Source organism: Lentzea kentuckyensis (assembly GCF_002150765.1).
Lineage (GTDB): Bacteria > Actinomycetota > Actinomycetes > Mycobacteriales > Pseudonocardiaceae > Lentzea > Lentzea kentuckyensis.
This window is the reverse complement of sequence record NZ_MUYM01000048.1, coordinates 26,165-46,613: the sequence shown is the minus strand read 5'-3', so window position 1 is coordinate 46,613 and position 20,449 is coordinate 26,165. Positions and strand designations below refer to the sequence as shown.

Sequence of the window (20,449 nt, the reverse complement as noted above, 5' to 3'; positions counted from 1 at the left end):
CAGCGCAGCGGGGTCAGGCCTGGCCTGGCCCCGCTTTCTCGTGGACATGGGGGCAAACGTGCGGTCACTGCGCGTTCTTCTGCTAGTTCTTCTCCTGATTCCCATCTCGGCTCCGACCGCGGCGGCCAGCGGCGTCAGCGTGGTCGGCGCGCACCAGGTGCTGTACCGCGGTGGCACCAACGGGTACGGCTGCTTCCGGATTCCCGCACTCTCCCGGACCGCGTCCGGCACGCTGCTGGCGTTCGCGGAGGCCCGCAAGTCGGCCACGTGCGCGGATCGCGGTGACATCGACCTGGTCGTGCGCCGGTCCACCAACGACGGCCGGACCTGGGGCCCGATCCGCGTGGTCGCCCAGGGCACGCCAGCCGATCCGTTCGCGCCGTTCACCCGCGGCAACCCGGTCCCGGTGGTCGACCGGACGACCGGGAAGATCCTGCTGGTCACCACGTCCAACGAGGCGACGCCGACCGGCAAGCGGCTGCCGTGGATCCAGCAGAGCGCCGACGACGGCCTGACCTGGACCGCGCCGAAACCGTTGGGCGCCAGCATGGACGGCACCAACGACGGCTGGTTCGCCACCGGCCCCGCACACGGCATCCAGCTCGAACACGGTGCCCACGCGGGCCGGCTGATCGTGGGCGCGCACCATAAGCCGTCCGCCGGGACCGTGCTCGCCGGTGTGCTCTACAGCGACGACCACGGCGAGACCTGGCAGGCCAGCAAGACCGAGAACTCCTATGTGGACGGTGTGCTGAGTCCCGGCGAGATCGTGGTGACCGAGCTGCCGGACGGCTCGCTGTACGCCGGAGCGCGCAACGAGGTCGACGACAGCGACCACCGGGCGAGGGCGGTCAGCACCGACGGCGGCACCACGATGCCGAAGTTCTCCCTGGTGCCGTCCCTGGTCACGCCGAACGTGCAGGGCGCGGTCCTGGCGCTGGAACAGACCTACCGCACCACCCCCGGTGACGTGCTGATCTTCTCGGCGCCCGCGGACCCCCAGGACCGCAAGCAGATGCGGATCCGGTACTCCACCGACCGCGGCACCACCTGGGCCGCCGCGCCCAACGGCCTGGTCACCGGCGACCGCTCCGGCTACTCCGACATCGCCGAGCTGACCGGCGGCGAGATCGGCCTGCTGTACGAGGGCGGGACCACGTTCTCCGCCGACGAGATCCGCTTCACCAGGTTCACCGCGGCGCAGCTCGGTCTGCCGGGCACGACCACCGGAACACCGTCGGGTCAGCCCGCCCAGGCCGCCGGACCGACCACTCCGGACAGCACGCCCGAGGCGAACGACGCGTACCTCAGGGGAAACGCGACGATCAACGACGGGTTGCTGCTCGACGGCACCGGCGACTACGCGGACGTGCCGTACTCGCGCACGATCGACCCCGGCGGTGGTGACTTCACGCTGTCACTGCAGTTCCGGTACCAGGCCACGGCTTCGACCCGCGACCAGGTGCTGTTCTGGGGCTATGGGACAGGTGCCGGCATCCCGCAGGTCTGGGTGCGCCTGCAACCCGGTGACGACCAGGTCACCGCCTGGGTGCAGGGCTCCGATGGCGGCGCGACCGCGTCCGTGAAGGACAGCAGCGCCACGGTCGCGTTCGGCGACAACGCCTGGCGTCAGCTGACCGTCGTGCGGACCGGTGGCCAGCTGCGGCTCACCGTGGGCACGGCGTCGGCGACCGCTCAGGGCATCGCGGGCGCTGTCAGCGGCGGTGTGACCGGCATTCGCCTGGGTGCCAAGCAGGACACCGGCGTCAGCGACGCGTTGGCCGGTCGCATCAGGAACGTCGCGCTGACCCGCTCCGGCACCCGCGTCCTGAGCCTCGCGATGACCAAGGTCGACGGCGCGGTCGTGCCCACCCGCACGACGACACCGATCGCCGAGGACGTCTCCGGCAACTGCGCGACCGCCGCCGTGCTCGGCGGAATCCAGTCGGACGCCGGGCGCACCGAGACCGGCAGGGCGCTGAAGATCGACTCGGCGCACCCCGGGGTGGAAACGCCTTTCTCGCAGACGCTGGATCTCGGATCGGGTGACTTCACGATGGCCGCCTGGTTCAAGTACAGCGCCACGTCGAGCAGTCCGAACCAGGCGCTGCTCTGGGCTTACGGCACGACGTCCGGCAAACGTTCGGTCTGGGTGCGGGCACAACCGGGCCAGGACCGGCTGCTCGCCTGGCTGGAGACCCCGGCCGGCTCGGTGAGCGTCGCGCTGCCGGACACCGCAGGCCGGACGGCGTTCGGTGACAACGCCTGGCACCTGCTCGCCCTGACCCGCACCGGCGGTCAGGTCCAGCTCAGCGTGGACGGCGGTACCCCAGCCACGGCAACAGGTCTGACCGGATCGGTGAGCGCCGACCAGGCAGACGGCATCAGGGGCCTGCGGCTCGGGTCCAAGATGGACGGTACCGACGTGCTGCAGGGCTCGCTGGACGACTTCCGGCTGTACCACCGGGCGTTGACCGGCGCGGAGCTCGACACCGCGGCCACCGGTCGTTTTCCGGCCGATCCCGCGTTGTGGTGGACGTTCGACGGCCAGAACACCCAGGCGCACGACGTCGCGGACCCGGTGACCGGCCCGCAGACGCCGGACGCCTCGGTGCACTGCGTCAACGCCAGGGTGCTCGGCACGCCCGCGGTCGTCGCCGGCCGCTACGGCACCGGCCTGCAGTTCGACGGCACGGACGACGAGGCCTACCTGCCCTGTCGCCCGAGCGTCGCCCTGGCCGGCGGCGACTTCACCATCTCGACGTGGGTGAAGTACTCCGCCACCGCCACGACCGCAGACCAGGTCATCTTCTGGGGTTACGGCACGGGCGCCACCGAGCGGTCCATCTGGCTGCGCGCCCAGCCCGGCCAGGACCGCTTCTACGGTTACGTCCAGACCGACACCGGCTCCTACGAGATGTCCGTGCCCGACCCGTCGGCGTCCGCCGGATTCGGTGACAACGCCTGGCATCTGGTCACGGTCCGGCGGTCCGGCACCACGGTGGAGCTGCTGGTGGACGGCAACCGGTCGAACGGCCCGGTCGCCGGATCGCTGACCTACGGGGACACGTTCGCCGTGGACGGCATCCGGCTCGGGAGCAAGCCCGACGGCACCAACCGGTTCAAGGGGACGTTGGACGAGTTCCGCGTCCACCGCCGGGCGCTCACCGACGCCGAGCTGACCGGCAACGCCGACCTCGGCCCGGTGACCGCCGTGCACCTGCCCTTCAGCAACGCCTCGTGATCGCACCGGGTGAGGGCTGCGCGGCCCTCACCCGGTGCCTGCGCCCTGGTCGCGGTCAGACGCCGAGCACCTCCGCGGCCAGCCTGGTGCCCTCGACCCTGGCCGCGATCTTCGCGAACGCCGTGTCGCGGGACGTCGAGCGGTCGTCCGCGAACGGGGCGAACCCGCAGTCGTCGCAGGTGCCCAGCCGCTCGGGCGAGATGTACTCCGCCGCTTCGAGCACCCGGTCGCGCACTTCCTGCGGCGTCTCGATCCTCGGGTCGATCGGGTCGGTCACGCCGATGAAGATGGTCTGGTCCGGGCGCGAGCTGGCCTTGACGGCCGCCAGCACGTGCCCGCGGTCGGGTTCGCTGGCGAGCTGGACGTAGAACCTGCCCGCGTTGAGGGAGAACAGGTCCGGCAGGAGTTCGGCGTAGTCGACGTCGAGGCTGTGGGTCGAGTCCTGGTCGCCGCCAGGACAGGTGTGCACGCCGATGCGTTGCCGTTCGGTCGGCGAGAAGCGGTCCAGCACCAGGTTGTTGAGCTCGACGAACTGGCGCAGCACACCCTTCGACGGGTCGAGCTTGATCGAGAGCCGGCCCTCGGTGAAGTCGAGCTGGACCGACGCCGCGCCGCCGTCCAGGCAGGCTCGGATGTCGGCCTCGCACTCGTTCGTCAGGTCCGTGAGGAACTCCTCGCGCGGGTAGCCGTCGATGCCGTCGGCGGGGTAGATGAGGCTCAGCGCGGACGGGGCGATCACCGGTTGTTTGACGGCGAGATCGGTGCGTGCCAACGCCTTCCGCAGATAGGTGTGCGCGTGGCCGGTGTAGCGGAACGGCCCGCCGGTGAGGCGGGGGAGCTGACGGGTGTGGCCGTCGGCGAACGGGATGATCGGGCCTTCACCGTCGAGCCGGTCGCCGCCGGCGAGCGGATAGGTCACGAAGCTCGGCTTGCCCTGCTCGCCGTCGGTGATCACCGTCGATCCCGTCTCCGCGAACCTGGCGATCGTCTCGGCGGTCGCCTTGTCCACCAACTGTTCCAGCTCGTCCGCACCGGCCTTTCCGGACAGTGCGTCGAGCAGGTAGTCAGGACGCGGGATGCTGCCGATCGGTTCGGTTGGAATGGCCACGCTGACTCCCGGGGTTGTGATTTCTCAGGTGGTGTAGAGACCGTGGAAGCCGAACGGGATCGCGTGCGGTACGACCACGCGGCCGATCTCGCGCAACGACGCCGCGTCCAGCACGAGCAGGAACGAGCGGTTCTGCCCGGGATCGAGCACGACCGACAGGAGCACGCCCGCGTCCTCGGCGGAGCCCTCCGGTGCCGCCACGAACACCGGTTCGCCCGGATATCGGCCCGGCTCGTACCAGGTCGTGGCGACGCCGGTGCGGGTGTCGAGCTTGACCAGCTGGTCGAGGAAGTCCCTGCCGTCCTCCGCGCGTGAACCGACGCCGTAGCAGTAGGAGTGCGGACGGGTGTGCGTCGCCGCGTGGTTGATCCGCGGGAGCTCGAGTGACGCCGAGCCGAGCTGGCGGAACGAGATCCGGCCGTCCCGCACCCGGTAGCGCCGGGGGTGAGCGAGCGGGACGCCACCGGTCGTCGTCAGCCGGTCCAGATAAAGACTGTCGATCACCGAGGCGTCGTCGTACGCGCAGAGGTCGAACACGATGTCGTCGCCTTCCTCCCACGCGTTGACGTGGTGGAAGCAGAAGAACGGTTCGGTCGTGTGCCGCCCGACCACCCGCCCCGTCTTGGTCTCGACGACCACGATCCCGGTGCCCAGGTCGGGACGCCAGCGGTAGTTCTCGATGAACGGCTTGCGGCGCAACAGGAGTGTGAGCGGATCGACGACGAACGGGAACACGACGAGCACCACGTGCCTGGCGGTGATCGCGAAGCTGTGCACGTACCCCGGCAACTGCCACGGGATCGCGCACACCAGTTCCGGCGACGAGCTGTGCGTGCCGTGCCGGTAGACGCGGTACTCGCTGTTCTTGCCGAACTTCAGCGCGAACGTGATCGCGTCACCGGTTTCCGGATCGACGTGGGGATGGGCTGTCGCGTGCCTCGTTTCCCGGTCACCGAGCGGTGTGACGCCCACGGTCCGCAGCGTGGTGGGATCGAACTGGACGGCGAGCGGCACCTCGGTGAGCGCGAGGGTCCTGCCGCCGATCAGCGCGACGTTGACGTTGGCGTTCGGCACCTTGGCGCGCCGGAGGAAGAACGAGAAGACCCTGCCGAAGTAGCTCCCGCAGGGATCGGTCGCGAACTGGCTGTGCCGCAACACTCCCGTCGCGGCGACCGACCTCCGCGCGCTGCTCTCCAGGTACTTGTTGCGGTAGGAGACGCGTGAGCCGCTGAACGTGAACGCGTGCACCATCGCGAGTCCGTCGAACCAGTGCCGCAGCGCGGGGCGGGTGTCCTCGAAACACGCGGGGCCGTTGCGGATCAGCGTGCCGTCGAGCCAGTCCGGGATCCGGCCGCGCACCGGCAGCGACTCGACGTGCCGTTCCTCCGGCAGCGTCCGGAACCCCTTGGCGTACGCGGTCATCGTCGCGCCGGAGGACGGTGCGCGAGTTCGGCGACCGCCTGCTCCAGCGCACGGGCGTGCAACCGGAGCACACCGCGGTCGACGTTGCCCGGTCCGTCGCACGCGATGGCGCGGCACGGGTCGTAGGGTTTGCCCGCGCGGCCGCCGTAGAGCGCCTGCTGCCGCCAGGTCTTGGTCCCGGTGGTGCCCGCCGTGAGCGTCGCGGTGGGGACACCGATGTCGGCGAACGGCCGGGCATCGGACTCCGCCGTGCCGCCGAGTCGTTCGTGGGGTTGGTGCCGCCGGTCGAAGTACCTGTCGAACACCGTGGCCACCGGTCCGCGGTTCCACCAGGCATCGGCCCGCGCGTGTCCGTGCACGCCCACGATGTGGTTGCGCGAGCCGATGGCGTCGACATCGACGTACGCGGCGATGCTCGCGGCTTCGTCGGGCGGCAGCGTGAAGGCGTAGTGCGTCGCGCCTGACGCGTGCACCTCATGGCTGCCGAACCACGCGAACCGCACGGCGTGCTGGGGTTGCTGGCGGCTCATCCGCACCGCGAGATCGAGCACCGCGGCGGCGCCAGAGGCGTTGCTGTTGGCACCGGGCGACGACGGTGCCGAGTCGAGGTACGCGCCGACCACGACGATCTCGCCGGTCGTCACCGCGCTGGTCTGCGCGGTGAGGTTGCGGGTGAGCCCGGCCGTCGTGACCGGTCCTGTCGCGAGCTGTGCCGTGGTGCCGGGTCGCGCGAGCCGGGCACCTGTCTCGAAGCTCGCGCTCAGCACGGGAATCGTGACCCCCGGCGAGGAGAGGTTGCCGAACAGCTGGCTCACCCGGCCCGGCTGGCCTTCGTTGAACACCACGGCCGCCACGGCTCCCGCCGCCTGGGCGTTGAGGGCCTTGGTCCGGTAGTTGCAGGTGCCGCGTTGCAGCAGCGCGATGTGGCCGGCCGGGAAACCGGTGAAGTCGGCGGGCTCACAGCCGCTGCTGGACGTGTCCGGCGCCGGTCCTGGTGGCAGCACGAGATCGACCCCGGTCACCGGCGCGGTGACGGTGCCACCGGGGGAGTGGAGCATGGTCGAGAAGTCCCGGCCCGCGGTGTAGTTCGTGGTGCCGATCCGCAGCTCGGGCTTCGAGGTGTAGACGGGGAACGGGTAGTCCTGCACGACCACCTCGTAGCCGGCGGCCCGCAGCTGGCCGGCCACGTACTCGGCGGACGCGTCGTAACCCGCCCCGCCCGACGTTCGCGTCCCGCCGTTGGCGACGGCGATGTCGTGCAGTGCCGTGAGATGACGGTGCACGCCGTCGTAGGAGGAGGATTCGGGATCGGCGTGGACCGCTGTGGAGCCGAGCAGGACCACCAGCGCGCATGCTGCCGCGATCATTCCGCGCACGACGGCCTCACTCGAACCGGTAGGTCAGCGTGTAGGTGACGAACGGCCAGGCGTCCGAGGTCGCCACGTGGCCGCCTTCACCGCGCAGGCCGGTCAGTCCGTCGCTGCCGGTGCCCGGCACGACCTTCCACGTGCTGCGGGCGGCCGTGCCGTCGAAGCCCCCGCGGACCTCCAGCAGGAAGCTGCCGTCCCGGCCGCCGACGCGTCCGGTCACCCGCACGTACCCGGTGAACTGCGAGGTCCCGTCCGGGCGCACGACCGCGACGGAGTCGGAACCGCCGGAGCCGGTGATGCCGCCCCGGAAGGTCTGGGTCGTCGCCGTCGTCTTCATCCGGGTGCCACCGGGAAGGTCTCGCAGCGGAGTGTCCACCCAGGTGTGTATCTCGAACTGACCGTGGGCCTGGTCGCGATGGCGCAGGGCCGGGTCTGCCGCGGCCGACTGCATCCCGAGGAGCAGGAGAGTCGCCACGATGGCGGGAACGCGGGCGGGAAACGGCACGACGAACCACCGTCCACTTCGAGTTGAGGCAGCGGAGTACGACAAGTGGCCGAACGATATTGAGGCGGTGAACGGGTCAGCTATGCGTATCTTGCGGTCTGGGCGGCGTTGCGGTGAGCGACGGTGGATGTTGCGCCTTCGTCCGAAAAGTCCGGTCCTGACCGGCCGTTCGGCGGTAGGACGGGGCCATGGTGGTTCAGCGCGTTGTGCTCGGTGTCATCGGGTTGGTGCTCGTGGCGAGTTCCGCGTCGGCGGCGGATCCGGCTCGCGGTGGCGGGGTGGAGGTCGACCGCCTGTCCATCGCCGGTTTGCAGCGGGCGATGGACTCCGGCCGCCTGACGTCGGTGCGCCTGACCGGCATCTACCTCGGTCGCATCGCCACGAAGGACCGGACGGGGCCGCGCGCGGTCATCGCCACCAACCCGCAGGCGATCGCGAAGGCACGGGAGAGCGACGCCCGGCGGGCCGGCGGCACGTTGCGCGGCCCGCTCGACGGGATTCCCGTGCTGCTCAAGGACAACATCGGCACCGGAACCGAGATGCCGACCACGGCGGGATCGCTCGCGTTGAAGGACGCCCAGGGACCGGACTCCGTGGTGGCGAGGCGGCTGCGCGACGCGGGCGCGGTGCTGCTGGGTAAGACGAACCTGGCCGAGTGGAGCGACTTCCGCTCATCGCAGTCGTCGGCGTCGTGGAGCGCGATCGGCGGTGCGACGGAGAACCCGCGTGCGCCCGGCCGCAGTCCGTGCGGGTCGAGCGCCGGCTCGGCGGCAGCCGTGGCAGCCGGGTTCGCCCCGGTCGCCGTCGGCACCGAGACGGACGGGTCGATCGTGTGCCCGAGTGCGGTGACGGGGCTCGTGGGACTCAAGCCGACGCACGGAGTGGTCGACACCGCGGGACTGGTGCCGATCTCGGCCCAGCAGGACGTCGCGGGACCGATCGCGCGCACGGCGGCCGATGCCGCGCTGGTCTTCGACGTGCTGTCGGGCGGACGGACCGCGTTGGCACCGGAAGGCGCCGCGGCGGTGAAGGGCAAGCGGATCGGGGTGTGGCGGGCGGGGCTGACCGGGCTGAGCGGTGAGACCGACGCGGTGCTGGAGAACGCGGTGCGGGTGCTGCGGGAAGCCGGGGCGGTGGTGGTCGACCAGGCCGACGTCGCCGGGGTCGACCGGGTGCGCGGGCTGGAGTTCGCCGCCCTGCTGTGCGAGTTCGAACCCCAGATCGGCGCCTACCTGAGCCAGGTGCCCGGTGACCGGCCGAAGAGTCTCACCGACCTGATCGCCTTCAACCGGGCGAACGCGGACGCGGAGCTCAGGTACTTCGGCCAGGAGATCTTCGAATGGTCCGCGGCCGCGCCGGACGACCCCGCCGCCTGTCACGAGGCCCGCTCGGCCGCGCGGACGGCCGCCAAGGGAGCGCTCGACACGGTCCTCGACGGGCTCGACCTCGACCTGCTGATGGCGCCGACGACGTCACCGGCTCGCATGATCGACCTGGTCAACGGTGACCACCCGGCGTTGTCCAGCGCTACCCCGGCCGCCGTCGCCGGCTATCCGAGCATCGCGGTTCCGGCGGGTGATTCGTTCGGTCTGCCCATCGGCGTGACCTTCACCGCCCGGCCGCTCCAGGACGCAAAGCTGCTGGCCGCGGCACACGCCTTCGGTCAGGCCGCTGGCCCGTTCGGTGCAGCGAGTTACCCTGAACGCACATAGATGAAAGTTGAGATTCCGTTTAATATCTCATTTGCTTCACTGTGAACGACCGAATGTGGCCAAACATTGTGAACGGGCCGCGCTGTCATTCGACGTGAATGGATGAGCCGGCTGGGGGCGGCATCCAGGGAACGGGCACGTCATGGACCATTACCGGGGAGCCCTGGGAGTGTGGTCCGGCGTTGCCGCTGTCGGGTGAGTGTGTCCGTGCATTGTCAGTGAGTGGATGTTTCGCAAAGGGGGGCGAAGTGGAATTCTACCTATCAGGTATTCTAATGAGTCATGCGGTAGGGGCATTGTGATGGGAGGCGGAACCCGTGTGCTTCTGGTCGCGGGAAGCACCTCCCGGCAATCACGTACCCGCACACTCGCTCATCTGGCCGCCGCGACTCTCGAAGGGACGGGTGCCGACACCGCGGTCTGGGATCTCGCCGAGCATCGCATCCCGATGCCCGGCGCGGACGACGATCGGGTCAAGAGCTTCCGGTCCGCGGTGCGAAGTGCGCACGCGCTCATCCTGCTCACGCCGCTGTGTCACAACTCCTACTCGGGCGTGCTCAAGAACGCCCTCGACCACCTCGAACTCCAGGACGTCCGCAACCGCCCGGTCGCGTTGATCTCGGCCGGCGGCGGATCCGGCAGTCCTCAGGCCGTGGACCACCTGCGCATCGTCGTACGCTCGCTGCACGCCGTCGCGATCCCGTGCCAGGTGGTGGCCCAGCACGCCGACTTCCAGGCCGGACCAGCCGGTGGCGAGGTCGCCTGTGCCGACCTCGGGCGCGCGGTGCGGGAACTGTGCCGCGAACTGCTGTGGTTCGCGCGCAGCCTCCGCACCGGGGCCACGTCGGTGACCGAGTCCGTGATTCCGTCGCCCAGGGCGAACCCGCAGCCCGACGAGGACGACCCGTTGCGGCGTGCGCTCGACTTCATCCAGGAGAACTTCACCGACAGCGACCTCTGTCTCGACGACGTGGCGCGGCACGCGTATCTGAGTCGCTACCACTTCTCGCGCGTCTTCAAGGCGCGCACCGGTACCGGTTTCGTCGGGCACGTGACGGAACTGCGGCTGGAGAACGCGAGCACGCTGCTGCTCACGACGGACATGTCCGTCACGAGCATCTGTCACGCGGTGGGGTACCGGGATCTCAGCCACTTCGAGCGGGTGTTCCGGAAACGGTACGGCGTCACGCCGTCCACGTATCGCACCCGGACGGCGCAAGGGGTCCGGGAACGGGCGAGCTGACGCCGGTCCGCACGCAAGAAAGTCCGAGTCGACGGGCTCCGCGTGGCCGTAGGATTGATCCACTGTGGACCTTCCCGTTGCCTGTGGGAGGTGATGTCCGTTGCCACGCAACGGAAGAATCGCACTCGCCGTGATCGCCCAACTGGCGGTGGTGGCGTTCGTGCTGGGTACTGATCGATTCCGGTCACTCGACCTCGACGTCTACCGGCTGGCCTCGCTCGCGTGGCGCGACGGTGGCGACATCTACGACCTGCCGCCGCTGCACACGGCGGCGGGGGAGCTGAAGCTGCCGTTCATGTATCCGCCCATCGCGGCGGTCGCCTTGTCCCCCTTGACGTTCCTGCCGCGCGGGCTCGCGATCGGAGCCTGGTGGCTCGTGTCGCTGCTAGCACTCGTGACGGTGGTGTACGTGGTCGTCAAGGCGATCGCGAAGAGGTGGCCAGATCTGGACGTGAAGCTGACGGCGGCCGCGGTGCTGCCCTTCGCGACCCTGCTCGGCCCCGTGCGGGAGGATTTGACGTTCGGTCAGGTGAACCTCGTGCTGATGGCGCTGGTGTGCCTGGACTGCCTGGTGGACAGCCCCAGATGGCCGCGCGGTCTCCTGGTCGGCATCGCCGCGGCGATCAAGGTGCTGCCCGCCGTGTTCGTGCTCTTCTTCTTGCTGCGCAAGGATGTCCGCGCGGCACTGGTGGCAGCGGGCACCGCGATCGTGCTGACCGGCCTCGGTCTGCTGCTGGCACCGGGGAACTCGATCGCCTACTGGACCGGTGTCGGCTTCGACACCTCCAGGACGACGGATCTCGTCGGCGGTCTGTGGTGGGCGCCGAACCAGTCGCTGCACGGTCTGCTCGGCCGGTTCCACTGGCTGCCGATCCACACCGCGGTCGTCTACGCGGTCAGCGCGGTGGTCGTCGTGGTCGCGGTGCTGGCGATGCGCAAGGCGCTGCGGCGGGCCGAACACGGTCTGCTCATCGCGTTGTCGCTCAACGCGTTGATCGCACTGCTGGTGTCGCCGATCGCCTGGACCTACCACTGGGTGTGGGTGCTGCCCGCGTTGCTGGTGCTGGTCAGCGAGGCGATCGCGCGCAGGGACGTGGTGCTGGGCGGTGCCGCCGGACTGGTGGCGGGCGTCTTCTTCATCGCGGTGCCCTGGCTGATGGTCAGCTACACCGGTGGCGAGCTGAAGTTCACGGTGTTCCAGTTCCTCGCGGTCGGCGCGTACCCGTTGCTGGGCCTGGCGGCGCTCGGCTGGCTCGCGGTGACGCGGTCAGGTGCGGGGACGTCGCCTGAACAACGCGAACGGCTGGTGCGCTGACATGACCGCGCCGGCGCGGCGGTCCTCGTTCGCGGCGGCGCTGGCCCGTGGTGCGCGGCCGCGTCAATGGCTGAAGAACGGCATGGTGTTCACCGCGCCGCTGGCGTCCGGAGCGCTGCTGCACCTCGACGGGCTGCTCCGGTCGCTGGCGGCGTTCGGTGTGCTGTGCCTGGCAGCGAGCGGCGCGTACCTGATCAACGACGCCGCGGACGCCGAGTCGGACCGGGCGCACCCGCGCAAGCGGCACCGCCCGGTCGCGGCCGGGCTGATCTCCGTGCGGGCGGCCGCGACGGCGGGAGCGCTGGCGATCCTCGCGGCCCTGGTGAGCGGGTCGCTGGTGCTCGGCTGGTGGTTCGGCGCCGTGGTCCTGGCCTACCTGGTGCTGAGCACCGCGTACACGCTCTGGATCCGGCAGATCGCCGTCGCCGATCTGGCGGCGGTCGCGACGTGTCACGTGCTGAGGGCGCTCGCGGGCGCGGTCGCGGTGGGTGTCGACGTCACGAACTGGTACCTGCTGGTCGTGTCCATGGGAGCACTCGTGCTGGTGATCGGGAAACGGGAGTCGGAACTCCGGTCCGGCGGATCGACGGTCACCCGGCGCACGCTCGACGCCTACACGCTCGGCTATCTCGTCACCGTCCGCGCCACCTGCTCCGGCGTCATGATCGTGACCTACTGCCTGTGGGCGGCACACCTGAGCGGAGGCATCGCGCCGACGGTGCACGCGGCCGGGATCGTGCCGTTCCTGCTGGCGGTGCTCAGGCTGAACCTGCTCATCGACAGAGGTGACGCGGAGGAGCCGGAGACGTTGCTGCTGCACGATCGGCAGCTTCAGGTGTACCTCGTGCTCCTGGCCCTCTGCCAGCTGGTGGGGAGTCAGCTGCGATGAGGGCGCGCGACCTGGTCCGGCTGGCCGCCGCGCTGTACCGGGGCCGGGGGTTCGGCGTGTGGCTCAGACAGGTGCACCGCCCGTGGATCTGTCCGTTCGAACTGGTCGTCGCCCACGTCCCGGCCGGTGCGTCGGTGCTCGACGCCGGCTGCGGGTCCGGGTTGCTGCTCGGACTGCTGGCCGCGCTGGGCCGCGAGATCGACGGGACCGGCTTCGAGGTGTCCGGCGCCGCGCTTCGGGAGGCACGGCTGGTGGCCGAACGGGTGCGGGACACGGGTGCGCGGCTCGAGTTCGGGTACGGCGACGTTCGCGGAGACTGGCCCGACCGCGAGTTCGACGTGGTCTGCCTCGTGGACGTCCTGCACCACGTGCCGGTCGCGGACCGCGCCGCGGTGCTGCGCCGGGCGTGTGCCGCCGTCCGCCCGCGAGGCGTGCTGATCTACAAGGACATGGCGTGCCGGCCGAGGTGGCGAGCGGTCGCCAACCAGCTCCACGACCTGGTGATGGCGAGAGAATGGGTGCGACACGCGAAGGTCGGCGAGGTGGCCGACCTGGTAGTGGAACGCGGGTTCCGGTTGGCTTGCTCGGTGGACGTGACCAGGCTGTGGTACGCCCACGAGCTCAGGGTGTTCAGCCGCGCCGGATGAGGCGCGGCTCAGTTCCTCGCGCGCAGGCCGGCGGCCATCACGTCGACGAACATCTGCCAGCGCCTGCTCATCATCGCGATCGAGTGCGACAACCCGTAGAGCAGGCCCTGGAGGTCCTCGACCGACACGTCGGGCCGCATCACCTTGGCCTCGTGCGCACGCGAGATGATGGTGGCGAGCAGCCCGGCGTACTCGGCGCTCTCCTCCTCGCACAGGTCGAACGTGGCCACCTCGCTGAACACCTCGCACAGGCCCGCGTCGCGCGACATCGCCTCGCCACTGCTGACCAGGAACGACGTCAGGCTCATCCACGGATCGCTGAACGCGAGCGCCGTGGTGGCGTTCTCGATCCGTTCGAGCACCCACTGCCGGGTGATCTCGGCCAGCAGGGCGTGCTTGGTGGGGAAGTGGCGGTAGAGCGTGCCCACGCCGACGCCCGCCCGCTTGGCGATGGCTTCCATCTGCACGTCCGCGCCGTCGGCACCGAGTGCGCTCTTCGCGGCCACGATGATCCGCTCGCGGTTGCGCCGCGCGTCCGCGCGCAGCGGGCGCTGAACGGGGGACTGACCCTCGGTTGCGGTGGGAGAGGTGCTCATGCCTGCAACTCTACCGGGTCGTTGACACCGGAATCTGCATTCCGTATGGTCGCCCTCCTAAACGGAATGGAACCTCCTCTTCCGGTTGTAAGGGGGTAGACCCTCATGTCGACATCATCGGCCGCGGCACCGAGAACGGGCCTCGCGCTCGCCCTCCTCGCGGTCACCCAGTTCGTCCTGATCCTCGACGCGTCGATCATGAACGTGGCGTTGCCGTCGATCCAGCGCGGCCTGGACTTCCCGCAGGACGACCTGTCCTGGGTGTCGAACGCGTACACACTGGCCTTCGGCGGCTTTCTGCTGCTGGGAGGACGTGGCGCCGACCTGTTCGGCCCTCGCCGGCTCTTCGTGTTCGGCCTGGTCCTGTTCACCGCGGCGTCACTGCTCGGCGGTCTCGCCCAGACACCTGTCTGGCTGGTCGCGGCACGGGCGGCCCAGGGCCTCGGCGCGGCGCTGGTGTCACCGGCCGCGCTGGCACTGCTGATGATCACCTTCCCCGCCGGCCCCGGACGCAACAAGGCGCTCGGCGTGTTCGCCGCGATGTCGGGAGTCGGCGGCGCCGCGGGCGCGATCCTCGGCGGTGTGCTCACCGAGTGGATCGGCTGGCAGGCCGTGCTCTTCGTGAACGTCCCGGTGGGCATCGCGGCGGTGCTGCTGGCACCGGCGCTGCTCCCCGGCCTGCGCGCGACGGCCCAGGCGAGGTCGACCGACCTGGCCGGCGCGATCACCGTCACCCTCGGCCTCGGGCTGCTCGTCTACGTGGTGATCAACGCGAACACCGTCGGCTGGACCTCGGCGAACACGCTGCTGCTCGGCGCGCTCGCGATCGTGTTGCTCGCCGCGTTCTTCGTGATCGAGTCGAAGTCCGCGGAGCCGCTGGTGCCGCTGCGGGTGTTCCGGCAACCGGTGCTGCGGGGCGCGAACATCACCGCCATCGCGCTGACCGCGGCGGCGTTCCCGTACTTCTTCTTCCTCACGCTGTACATGCAGCAGGTGCTCGGGTTCTCCCCGATGCAGTCCGGGCTGGGCCAGCTCCCGGTGGCGGTCGCGCTCGCCGTGACGGCCAACCTCACCGCCAAGGTGGTGGCCCGGATCGGGTTCAAGAACACGCTCGCGCTCGGCCTGGTGGTGATCGGCGCCGGCCAGTTCTGGTTCGCGGCACTGCGCCCGCCGGGTGACGGTGGCGGGTTCCTGATCGACGTGCTCGGCCCGTCGATCCTGACCGGCGTCGGTTCCGGGCTCGCGTTCGTCGGCGTGATCATCGCCGCGACCGCGCTGGCACCGCCGGAGGAGGCCGGTCTGGCGTCCGGTCTCATCAACACCACGCAGCAGATCGGTGGCGCGGTCGGTCTCGCGATCCTCGTCGCCGTGGCGACCAGCCGCACCACCGCGGCGGTCGCGGACGGTCGCACCGGGCCCGGCGAGGCGGTCGTGGAGGGCTTCTCCCTCGCCCTGCTCACCGCCGGCGGCTTCGCCCTGGTCGGCGCCGTGCTCGCGCTGCTGCTGCTCAAGATGCCGGCGACACCCGCCGCTCCGGCACCGGCCGCCACGGCTGATGTCGCCGACGAAACCCAGGAAGGACGGACCACTCGATGACTGCCACCGCCAAGGACGCGTTCGAACAGCTCACGGAGGAGATGACTCCGCAGGGTTTCACCGCGTCGAAGATGTTCGGCCTGCCGTGCCTGAAGTACTCCGGCAAGGCGATCGTCGCGTTGTTCGGTGACGGCGTCGCGTTCAAGCTGGGCGCGGGCACCGACGAGCACGTGAAGGCGATGAAGTCGAAGGACGCGTCGGAGTTCGACCCGGCGAAGAACGGCAGGCCGATGAAGGACTGGGTGCTGCTGCCCGCGTCCTCCGCGAAGACCTGGCCCGGGCACGCCAAGGTCGCCGCGTCCCGTCTCGGCTGACGGCGGGTCACCCGTCACGGCCACCTCTCCGCGGGCCGGGGTGGCCGCCCGCCGGACCTCGCGGAGGTCCGTGCTCTCCACCTCGCCGGCACCAGCTCCATCCCCCGGATGGTGGTGGTGGGGAAGGGGAAACCGCGAGGTTCGCACGGCCGCGTCCACCACGGTGGGCGCGGCCCTCTCGCGTTCGTGGAACGGCCCCTCGAACAGGTGGAAGTGGTTACCCGGCCGGGTGTCGCGGAATGCGGGCCGCCCACGGCGTCACTAGCATCGACGTGTGTTCGCGACCGCGTTCCCGATCATCGCCACCGAGAACCTCGAGAAGTCGCTGGGGTTCTACCAGGACCTGCTCGGCTTCACCGAGACCTACCGCTTCGCCGAGGCCGGCGAGAAGTACGTCAGTCTGAGGCTCGGCGACTCCGCCCTCGGCATCGGTGAGAATCCCGCCCGCCCCGCCACCGCGCCCGCCGAGCGGTTCCAGCTGTGCGTGTACGCGGACGACTGCGCGAAGGCCGTGGCGCATCTTCGTGAGCACGGCGTCGAAGTGCTGTCCGAACCCGCGTTGCAGCCGTGGGGCGAGCACATGGCACTCGTCGCCGACCCCGACGGGTACCACGTCGTGATCATGTCGAAGTAGTGCTGACGGCACGGCCGGACCGGCTGAGCCGCAGTGCCAGCGCACCCGTCGTCACGCAGGCCAGCGCCGCGAAGGACGCGGGCACACCCCAGTGGTCCCCGAGCACGCCCGCCAGCGGCTGCAGCGTCGCGATGATGAGCGTGTAGACGAGGCTCTGCAACGACAGCAGCGTCGCGCGGACCGCCGCGGACGCCTGTTCGTTGAGCAGCAGGGCCAGCAGCGGGCGGAAGACGCCCTGACCGAAGCTCAGCAGCACCATGATCGCCACGCCGAGCCACCACCACGGGCCCGACAACGCCACTCCCAGCAACAGCACGGTGAACGCCAAGGGTGCGAGGAGCAGCCAGCGCGGTGCGTGCGCGGCCCGGACGAGGTGGGGACTGAGCCGTGATCCCGCCACCGAGGCCAGCCTGATCACCAGGAACAACGCCCCGAACCACGTCACCGGCACCAGGTGCGCGCCCAGGTAGGGCTGGAAGAGCACGAACACCACGACCCAGACCGCGGCCGCGACGAGCGACGTGTAGAGCATCAGGTAGCGCACCTGCGGGCGAGCGCCGACGAACGCGGCCGCTTCGGCCAGCGTCTCCCGATATCCCCGCTTCGCGGTCTGCTTCTCCTGGGCGGGTTCACGCAACCCGATGAGGAACACCAGCGACAGCGCCGTGAACACACTGGTGGCGAGCATCGGCAACGGCAGCGAGATGCCCGCGAGCCAGCCGCCCGCCACCGCGGCGACACCCTGGGCGAGCTGCACGACGGCGAACGACCTGGACGCCACCGAGTGGTAGTCGGCCTCCCTGCCCTCCCGCGCCAGCGAGTCGAACAGCAGCGCGTGGTCCGCTCCCGACTGCAGCGCCAGCCCTGCCGACCACACCAGGTACGAGGCGAGCACCCACGCGTACCCCGACGCGAAGGTGACGAGGGCGGCGCCCGCCGCGACCAGCACGGAGCCGAGTGCGAGCGAGGTCTTGCGGCCGAAGGTGTCCGCGACGGCACCGGCCGGCACCTCGGCCAGCGCGGTGACGAGCCACGAGATGCCCAGCATCACGGTGATCTCGGTGAGCGTGAGGTGGTGGACCGCCTGCATGAAGAAGATCCACACCGGCATGAACAACGAGAGGTTCGTGAACGCCTGGTACAGCAGGATTCTGCGCACGGTCACCGGCTTCTCCTCACTTCGCCATCGCACGCAGGAGATAGGGCGTCGCCGCCGCCTGGAAGTCCAGGTCCGGGTGGAGGTCGCGCAGTGTTCCCTCGAGCACGAGGATCGACAGCAGCGGGAAGACGAACCGGGCGTCGCCGTAGAGACCACAGGTGCGCTGCAGGTCGAACAGTCCCGCCGTGAAGCCGGCCATGCTGAACTCCTTGGCGGGCACGCGTGCGTTGCGGGCCACCAGATCCGCGACGCCCTCCCGGAAGGCGGCGAGGTCCGCGTCCTGCCGCCGCGACACCGCGCTGTCGATCATCACCTCGGCGCAGCGTTCTCCGTTGCCGTTGCCGAAGTGGTAGAAGAACTCGGTGAACTGGCGGTGCACCCGATCGGGCAGCAGCACGCAGAAACCGGCGTCCAGCACGACCACCTCGCCCGCGCGGGTGTAGTAGAGGTTGCCGGGGTGCAGGTCGCAGTGCACGAACCTGTCGATGAACAGCATGCGGAAGAACACCTTGAGCGTGTCCCGCGCCAGCCGCACCCCGGTCTCTCCCCGGTGCTCGATCGTCGAGGACAGGCCGGGCACGTAGTCCATCACCACGCAGTCGGTGGTGCTGAGATCGTGGTGCACCGCGGGCACGAGCGCGGTGGAGATGCCGGACAGGTTGTGCCGCAACGAGTCCAGGCTGCGGGCCTCGGCGACGAAGTCCAGCTGGCCGCTCACCGCGGCGCACACGTGCCCGGTCATCTCGGCGATCGGCACACCGCGCACCACCGTCGCGAGGACTCGGGCGGTTCCGCGGACCAGCGCGAGATCGGCGCGCATCGCCCGGTCCACTCCCGGCCTGCGCACCTTGAGCGCCACCTCGCGGCCGTCGTGCCTGCGCGCCCGGTACACGCACGCGATGCTGCCCGCCGCCACCGGCCGTTGGTCGACCTCGCGCAGGAACGGCATCAGCGGCCGCAGCACCGCGCGACTGCGCCGGGCGGACAGCGGCCGGACGGACTCGGTGAGCACGGACAGCTCACTGATCACCTCGGCCGGCAGGAGGTCGCGCCGGGACGCGACCAGTTGTCCCACCTTGACGAACGCCGGTCCGAGCGCCTGGACGACGCGGACCGCCGCGCGGGCGGTGCGGCGTCGTGCGGAGGGCCTGGACGTGACCACGAGCAGAACCCCGTACAGGACGGCGAGCGCGGGCGTGCTGATCACGGTCACCGCGACCACCCGTGCGACGCGGAACCAGACCGTCATGGCCGCAACCTGGCCACCGCGGCCGCCGCCCGGTCGACCTCACGCGGCGTCGTCACGATGGACGGCCCCATCCGCACGTAGGACGGCCGGTACGGGGTGTCGGTCGCCGCGACCTGGTGCTGGTGGAACAGCCGCTCGACCGCACCCGTGGAGTCGAAGCCGTCCACCTCGAAGCACACGAGCCCGGCGGACAGGGCGGGGTCGCGCGGCGTGATCAGCCGGACGTGCCGCATCTCGCTCAGGGCCGCCTTGAGCCTGCTCGCCTGCTCGACGACCCGGCCGGCGATGCGCGCCTGCCCGATGCGGCGGTGGAAGTCGAGCGCGGCCGGCACCGCCCAGCGGTTCTCGAACGTGTGATACCCACCGGGGGTGTTGAGCTCTCCCGGTGGACCCACGGGTGGTTTGCCCTCGATCCAGCCGAGGATCGCGGGGATCGAGAAGCTCGGGACGACCGGCGTCACGCGGCGCCACGCGTCCTCGGTGCCCCAGACGAACCCGGTGCCGCGCGGACCGAACATCCACTTGTGCAGCGAGGAGATGAAGAAGTCGCAGCCGAGCCGCGCGACGGTGACGTCCTGGGCGCCGAAGCCGTGCACACCGTCCACGCAGAGCAGCACGCGGTGCGCGGGCGGGCGTTCGGCGTTGACCGGCCGCAGCGCCGCGGCGATCTCGGCCAGCGGCAGCTTCACGCCGGTGCTCGAATGCACCCAGGTCAGCGCGAGAGCGCGGGTCTCCGGCCGGATCGCGGCGATCAGGGAACCGACGATCCGGTCGGTGGACGCGGCGGCCGGGTCGTCGTAGAGCCGGATGCGGCGCACGACGGCGCCGCTCGTCGATGCCTTGAGCCGCAACGCCTCGTGCGTGGCGTAGAAGTCGTGCTCGGTGGTGACCACGTCGTCGCCGGGCGCGAGGCCGAGGCCGCTGTAGAGCAACCCGATGCCCATCGTCGCGCTGTCGGTCAGCGCCACCTCACCGGGTGCGCCGCCGAGGTGGTCCGCGAGCGCCGCGCGGATCCCGACGCCGTGGTTGATGTCGCTCGCGCCCAGGCCGTGCAGATAGGGATCGACGTCGAGTTGGTCGCGGACCTTCGCCACGGCCTCGCGCACGGGTGCGCTCTGCGCGGAGAGCATGTACGCCGAGAACTGGAGGTAGTCGTGCGACAGCCGGAACTGGCGTCGCACCGACGACCAGTCGCCGGGATCGAACGGGCTCGCGCTCGCGGTCGCGGGCAGCAGCGCACTCGCGGCAATTACCGTTCCTCCGGTCAGGAGTGCACGTCTGCGCACCTGAGAGACATTTTCCCCAGGGATCATGGCGGACCTTTCCCCGATGTCAATTGGCGCTGAACATAGCTGCTGGTGGGGTGTGCGGCAAGCAATGAGGACTATGTTGCGGAAATTGGTCGGCGCACCGCAATATCTGCTCTACGGCAATTCTTGCTAAGCG

The 20,449-nt window shown here is 70.2% G+C and carries 17 protein-coding genes; 9 read left to right on the top strand and 8 right to left on the bottom strand.

Translation table 11 applies throughout. The features are described from left to right. Positions 1 to 46: 46 nt before the first annotated feature. On the top strand, positions 47 to 3,244 hold the full coding sequence (locus tag B0F77_RS22575) for a LamG-like jellyroll fold domain-containing protein (RefSeq protein WP_086664949.1): 3,198 nt from the start codon (positions 47 to 49) through the stop codon (positions 3,242 to 3,244). A 55-nt stretch (positions 3,245 to 3,299) separates the two neighbouring features. Here the strand turns inward: B0F77_RS22575 and B0F77_RS22570 are convergent, their stop codons facing one another. Genes B0F77_RS22570 through B0F77_RS22555 form a run of 4 tightly spaced genes read right to left on the bottom strand, consistent with a single transcriptional unit; the run spans position 3,300 to position 7,649 of the window. Next, positions 3,300 to 4,352 (bottom strand): cobalamin-independent methionine synthase II family protein, encoded by a 1,053-nt coding sequence (locus tag B0F77_RS22570; protein WP_086664948.1) that lies wholly within the window; start codon positions 4,350 to 4,352, stop codon positions 3,300 to 3,302. Positions 4,353 to 4,376: 24 nt separating this feature from the next. Then, positions 4,377 to 5,774 carry a carotenoid oxygenase family protein gene (locus tag B0F77_RS22565; RefSeq protein ID WP_086664947.1) on the bottom strand — a complete coding sequence of 466 codons (1,398 nt, stop codon included), beginning with the start codon at positions 5,772 to 5,774 and terminating at the stop codon, positions 4,377 to 4,379. Beyond that, entirely contained in the window at positions 5,771 to 7,141 is a 1,371-nt protein-coding gene (locus B0F77_RS22560) for a M28 family peptidase (RefSeq protein WP_086664946.1), read from the bottom strand. The genes B0F77_RS22565 and B0F77_RS22560 overlap by 4 nt, the downstream gene beginning before the upstream one ends. Before the next feature lie 16 nt (positions 7,142 to 7,157). Beyond that, positions 7,158 to 7,649 carry a DUF3224 domain-containing protein gene (locus B0F77_RS22555; protein WP_086664945.1) on the bottom strand — a complete coding sequence of 164 codons (492 nt, stop codon included), beginning with the start codon at positions 7,647 to 7,649 and terminating at the stop codon, positions 7,158 to 7,160. Between the two features lie 188 nt (positions 7,650 to 7,837). Here B0F77_RS22555 and B0F77_RS22550 point away from each other — a divergent pair, with 188 nt between their 5' ends. From B0F77_RS22550 to B0F77_RS22530, 5 genes are all read left to right on the top strand, one after another. Continuing rightward, positions 7,838 to 9,361, top strand: coding sequence for an amidase family protein (locus B0F77_RS22550; protein WP_086664944.1), 1,524 nt, complete (start codon positions 7,838 to 7,840; stop codon positions 9,359 to 9,361). A gap of 301 nt (positions 9,362 to 9,662) precedes the next feature. Continuing rightward, a complete protein-coding gene (locus tag B0F77_RS22545; RefSeq protein ID WP_158102792.1) occupies positions 9,663 to 10,604 on the top strand; it encodes an NAD(P)H-dependent oxidoreductase in 942 nt (313 codons plus the stop codon). 100 nt (positions 10,605 to 10,704) lie between these two features. Continuing rightward, positions 10,705 to 11,919, top strand: a complete 1,215-nt coding sequence (locus B0F77_RS22540) for a glycosyltransferase 87 family protein (protein WP_143466856.1) — start codon at positions 10,705 to 10,707, stop codon at positions 11,917 to 11,919. Between the two features lies 1 nt (position 11,920). After that, positions 11,921 to 12,808: a decaprenyl-phosphate phosphoribosyltransferase gene (locus B0F77_RS22535; protein ID WP_086664941.1), complete on the top strand. Its 888-nt coding sequence runs from the start codon at positions 11,921 to 11,923 to the stop codon at positions 12,806 to 12,808. Further along, on the top strand, positions 12,805 to 13,455 hold the full coding sequence (locus B0F77_RS22530; RefSeq protein WP_086664940.1) for a methyltransferase domain-containing protein: 651 nt from the start codon (positions 12,805 to 12,807) through the stop codon (positions 13,453 to 13,455). Before B0F77_RS22535 ends, B0F77_RS22530 begins: the two co-directional genes overlap by 4 nt. 8 nt (positions 13,456 to 13,463) lie before the next feature. On the opposite strand, the gene B0F77_RS22525 is transcribed toward B0F77_RS22530, so the two are convergent. After that, the gene (locus B0F77_RS22525) at positions 13,464 to 14,051 is read right to left on the bottom strand and encodes a TetR/AcrR family transcriptional regulator (protein WP_086664939.1); all 588 of its coding nucleotides are present in this window, start codon (positions 14,049 to 14,051) and stop codon (positions 13,464 to 13,466) included. A gap of 105 nt (positions 14,052 to 14,156) precedes the next feature. On the opposite strand from B0F77_RS22525, the gene B0F77_RS22520 reads away from it, so the two are divergent. The 3 genes from B0F77_RS22520 to B0F77_RS22510 all read left to right on the top strand — a co-directional run bounded on the left by B0F77_RS22520 (position 14,157) and on the right by B0F77_RS22510 (position 16,595). Continuing rightward, entirely contained in the window at positions 14,157 to 15,647 is a 1,491-nt protein-coding gene (locus B0F77_RS22520) for an MFS transporter (protein ID WP_086664938.1), read from the top strand. After that, positions 15,644 to 15,961 (top strand): hypothetical protein, encoded by a 318-nt coding sequence (locus B0F77_RS22515; protein WP_086664937.1) that lies wholly within the window; start codon positions 15,644 to 15,646, stop codon positions 15,959 to 15,961. The genes B0F77_RS22520 and B0F77_RS22515 overlap by 4 nt, the downstream gene beginning before the upstream one ends. A 274-nt stretch (positions 15,962 to 16,235) precedes the next feature. Then, a complete protein-coding gene (locus B0F77_RS22510) occupies positions 16,236 to 16,595 on the top strand; it encodes a VOC family protein (RefSeq protein ID WP_211293934.1) in 360 nt (119 codons plus the stop codon). Here the strand turns inward: B0F77_RS22510 and B0F77_RS22505 are convergent. From B0F77_RS22505 to B0F77_RS22495, 3 genes are read right to left on the bottom strand one after another with little or no spacing between them, the layout of a single operon-like run. Then, on the bottom strand, positions 16,582 to 17,760 hold the full coding sequence (locus B0F77_RS22505; RefSeq protein WP_086664936.1) for an MFS transporter: 1,179 nt from the start codon (positions 17,758 to 17,760) through the stop codon (positions 16,582 to 16,584). The genes B0F77_RS22510 and B0F77_RS22505 overlap by 14 nt on opposite strands. A gap of 10 nt (positions 17,761 to 17,770) precedes the next feature. After that, positions 17,771 to 19,003: an ABC1 kinase family protein gene (locus tag B0F77_RS22500; protein ID WP_086664935.1), complete on the bottom strand. Its 1,233-nt coding sequence runs from the start codon at positions 19,001 to 19,003 to the stop codon at positions 17,771 to 17,773. Then, positions 19,000 to 20,289: an aminotransferase class V-fold PLP-dependent enzyme gene (locus B0F77_RS22495; protein ID WP_158102791.1), complete on the bottom strand. Its 1,290-nt coding sequence runs from the start codon at positions 20,287 to 20,289 to the stop codon at positions 19,000 to 19,002. The genes B0F77_RS22500 and B0F77_RS22495 overlap by 4 nt, the downstream gene beginning before the upstream one ends. Between the last annotated feature and the right edge of the window lie 160 nt (positions 20,290 to 20,449).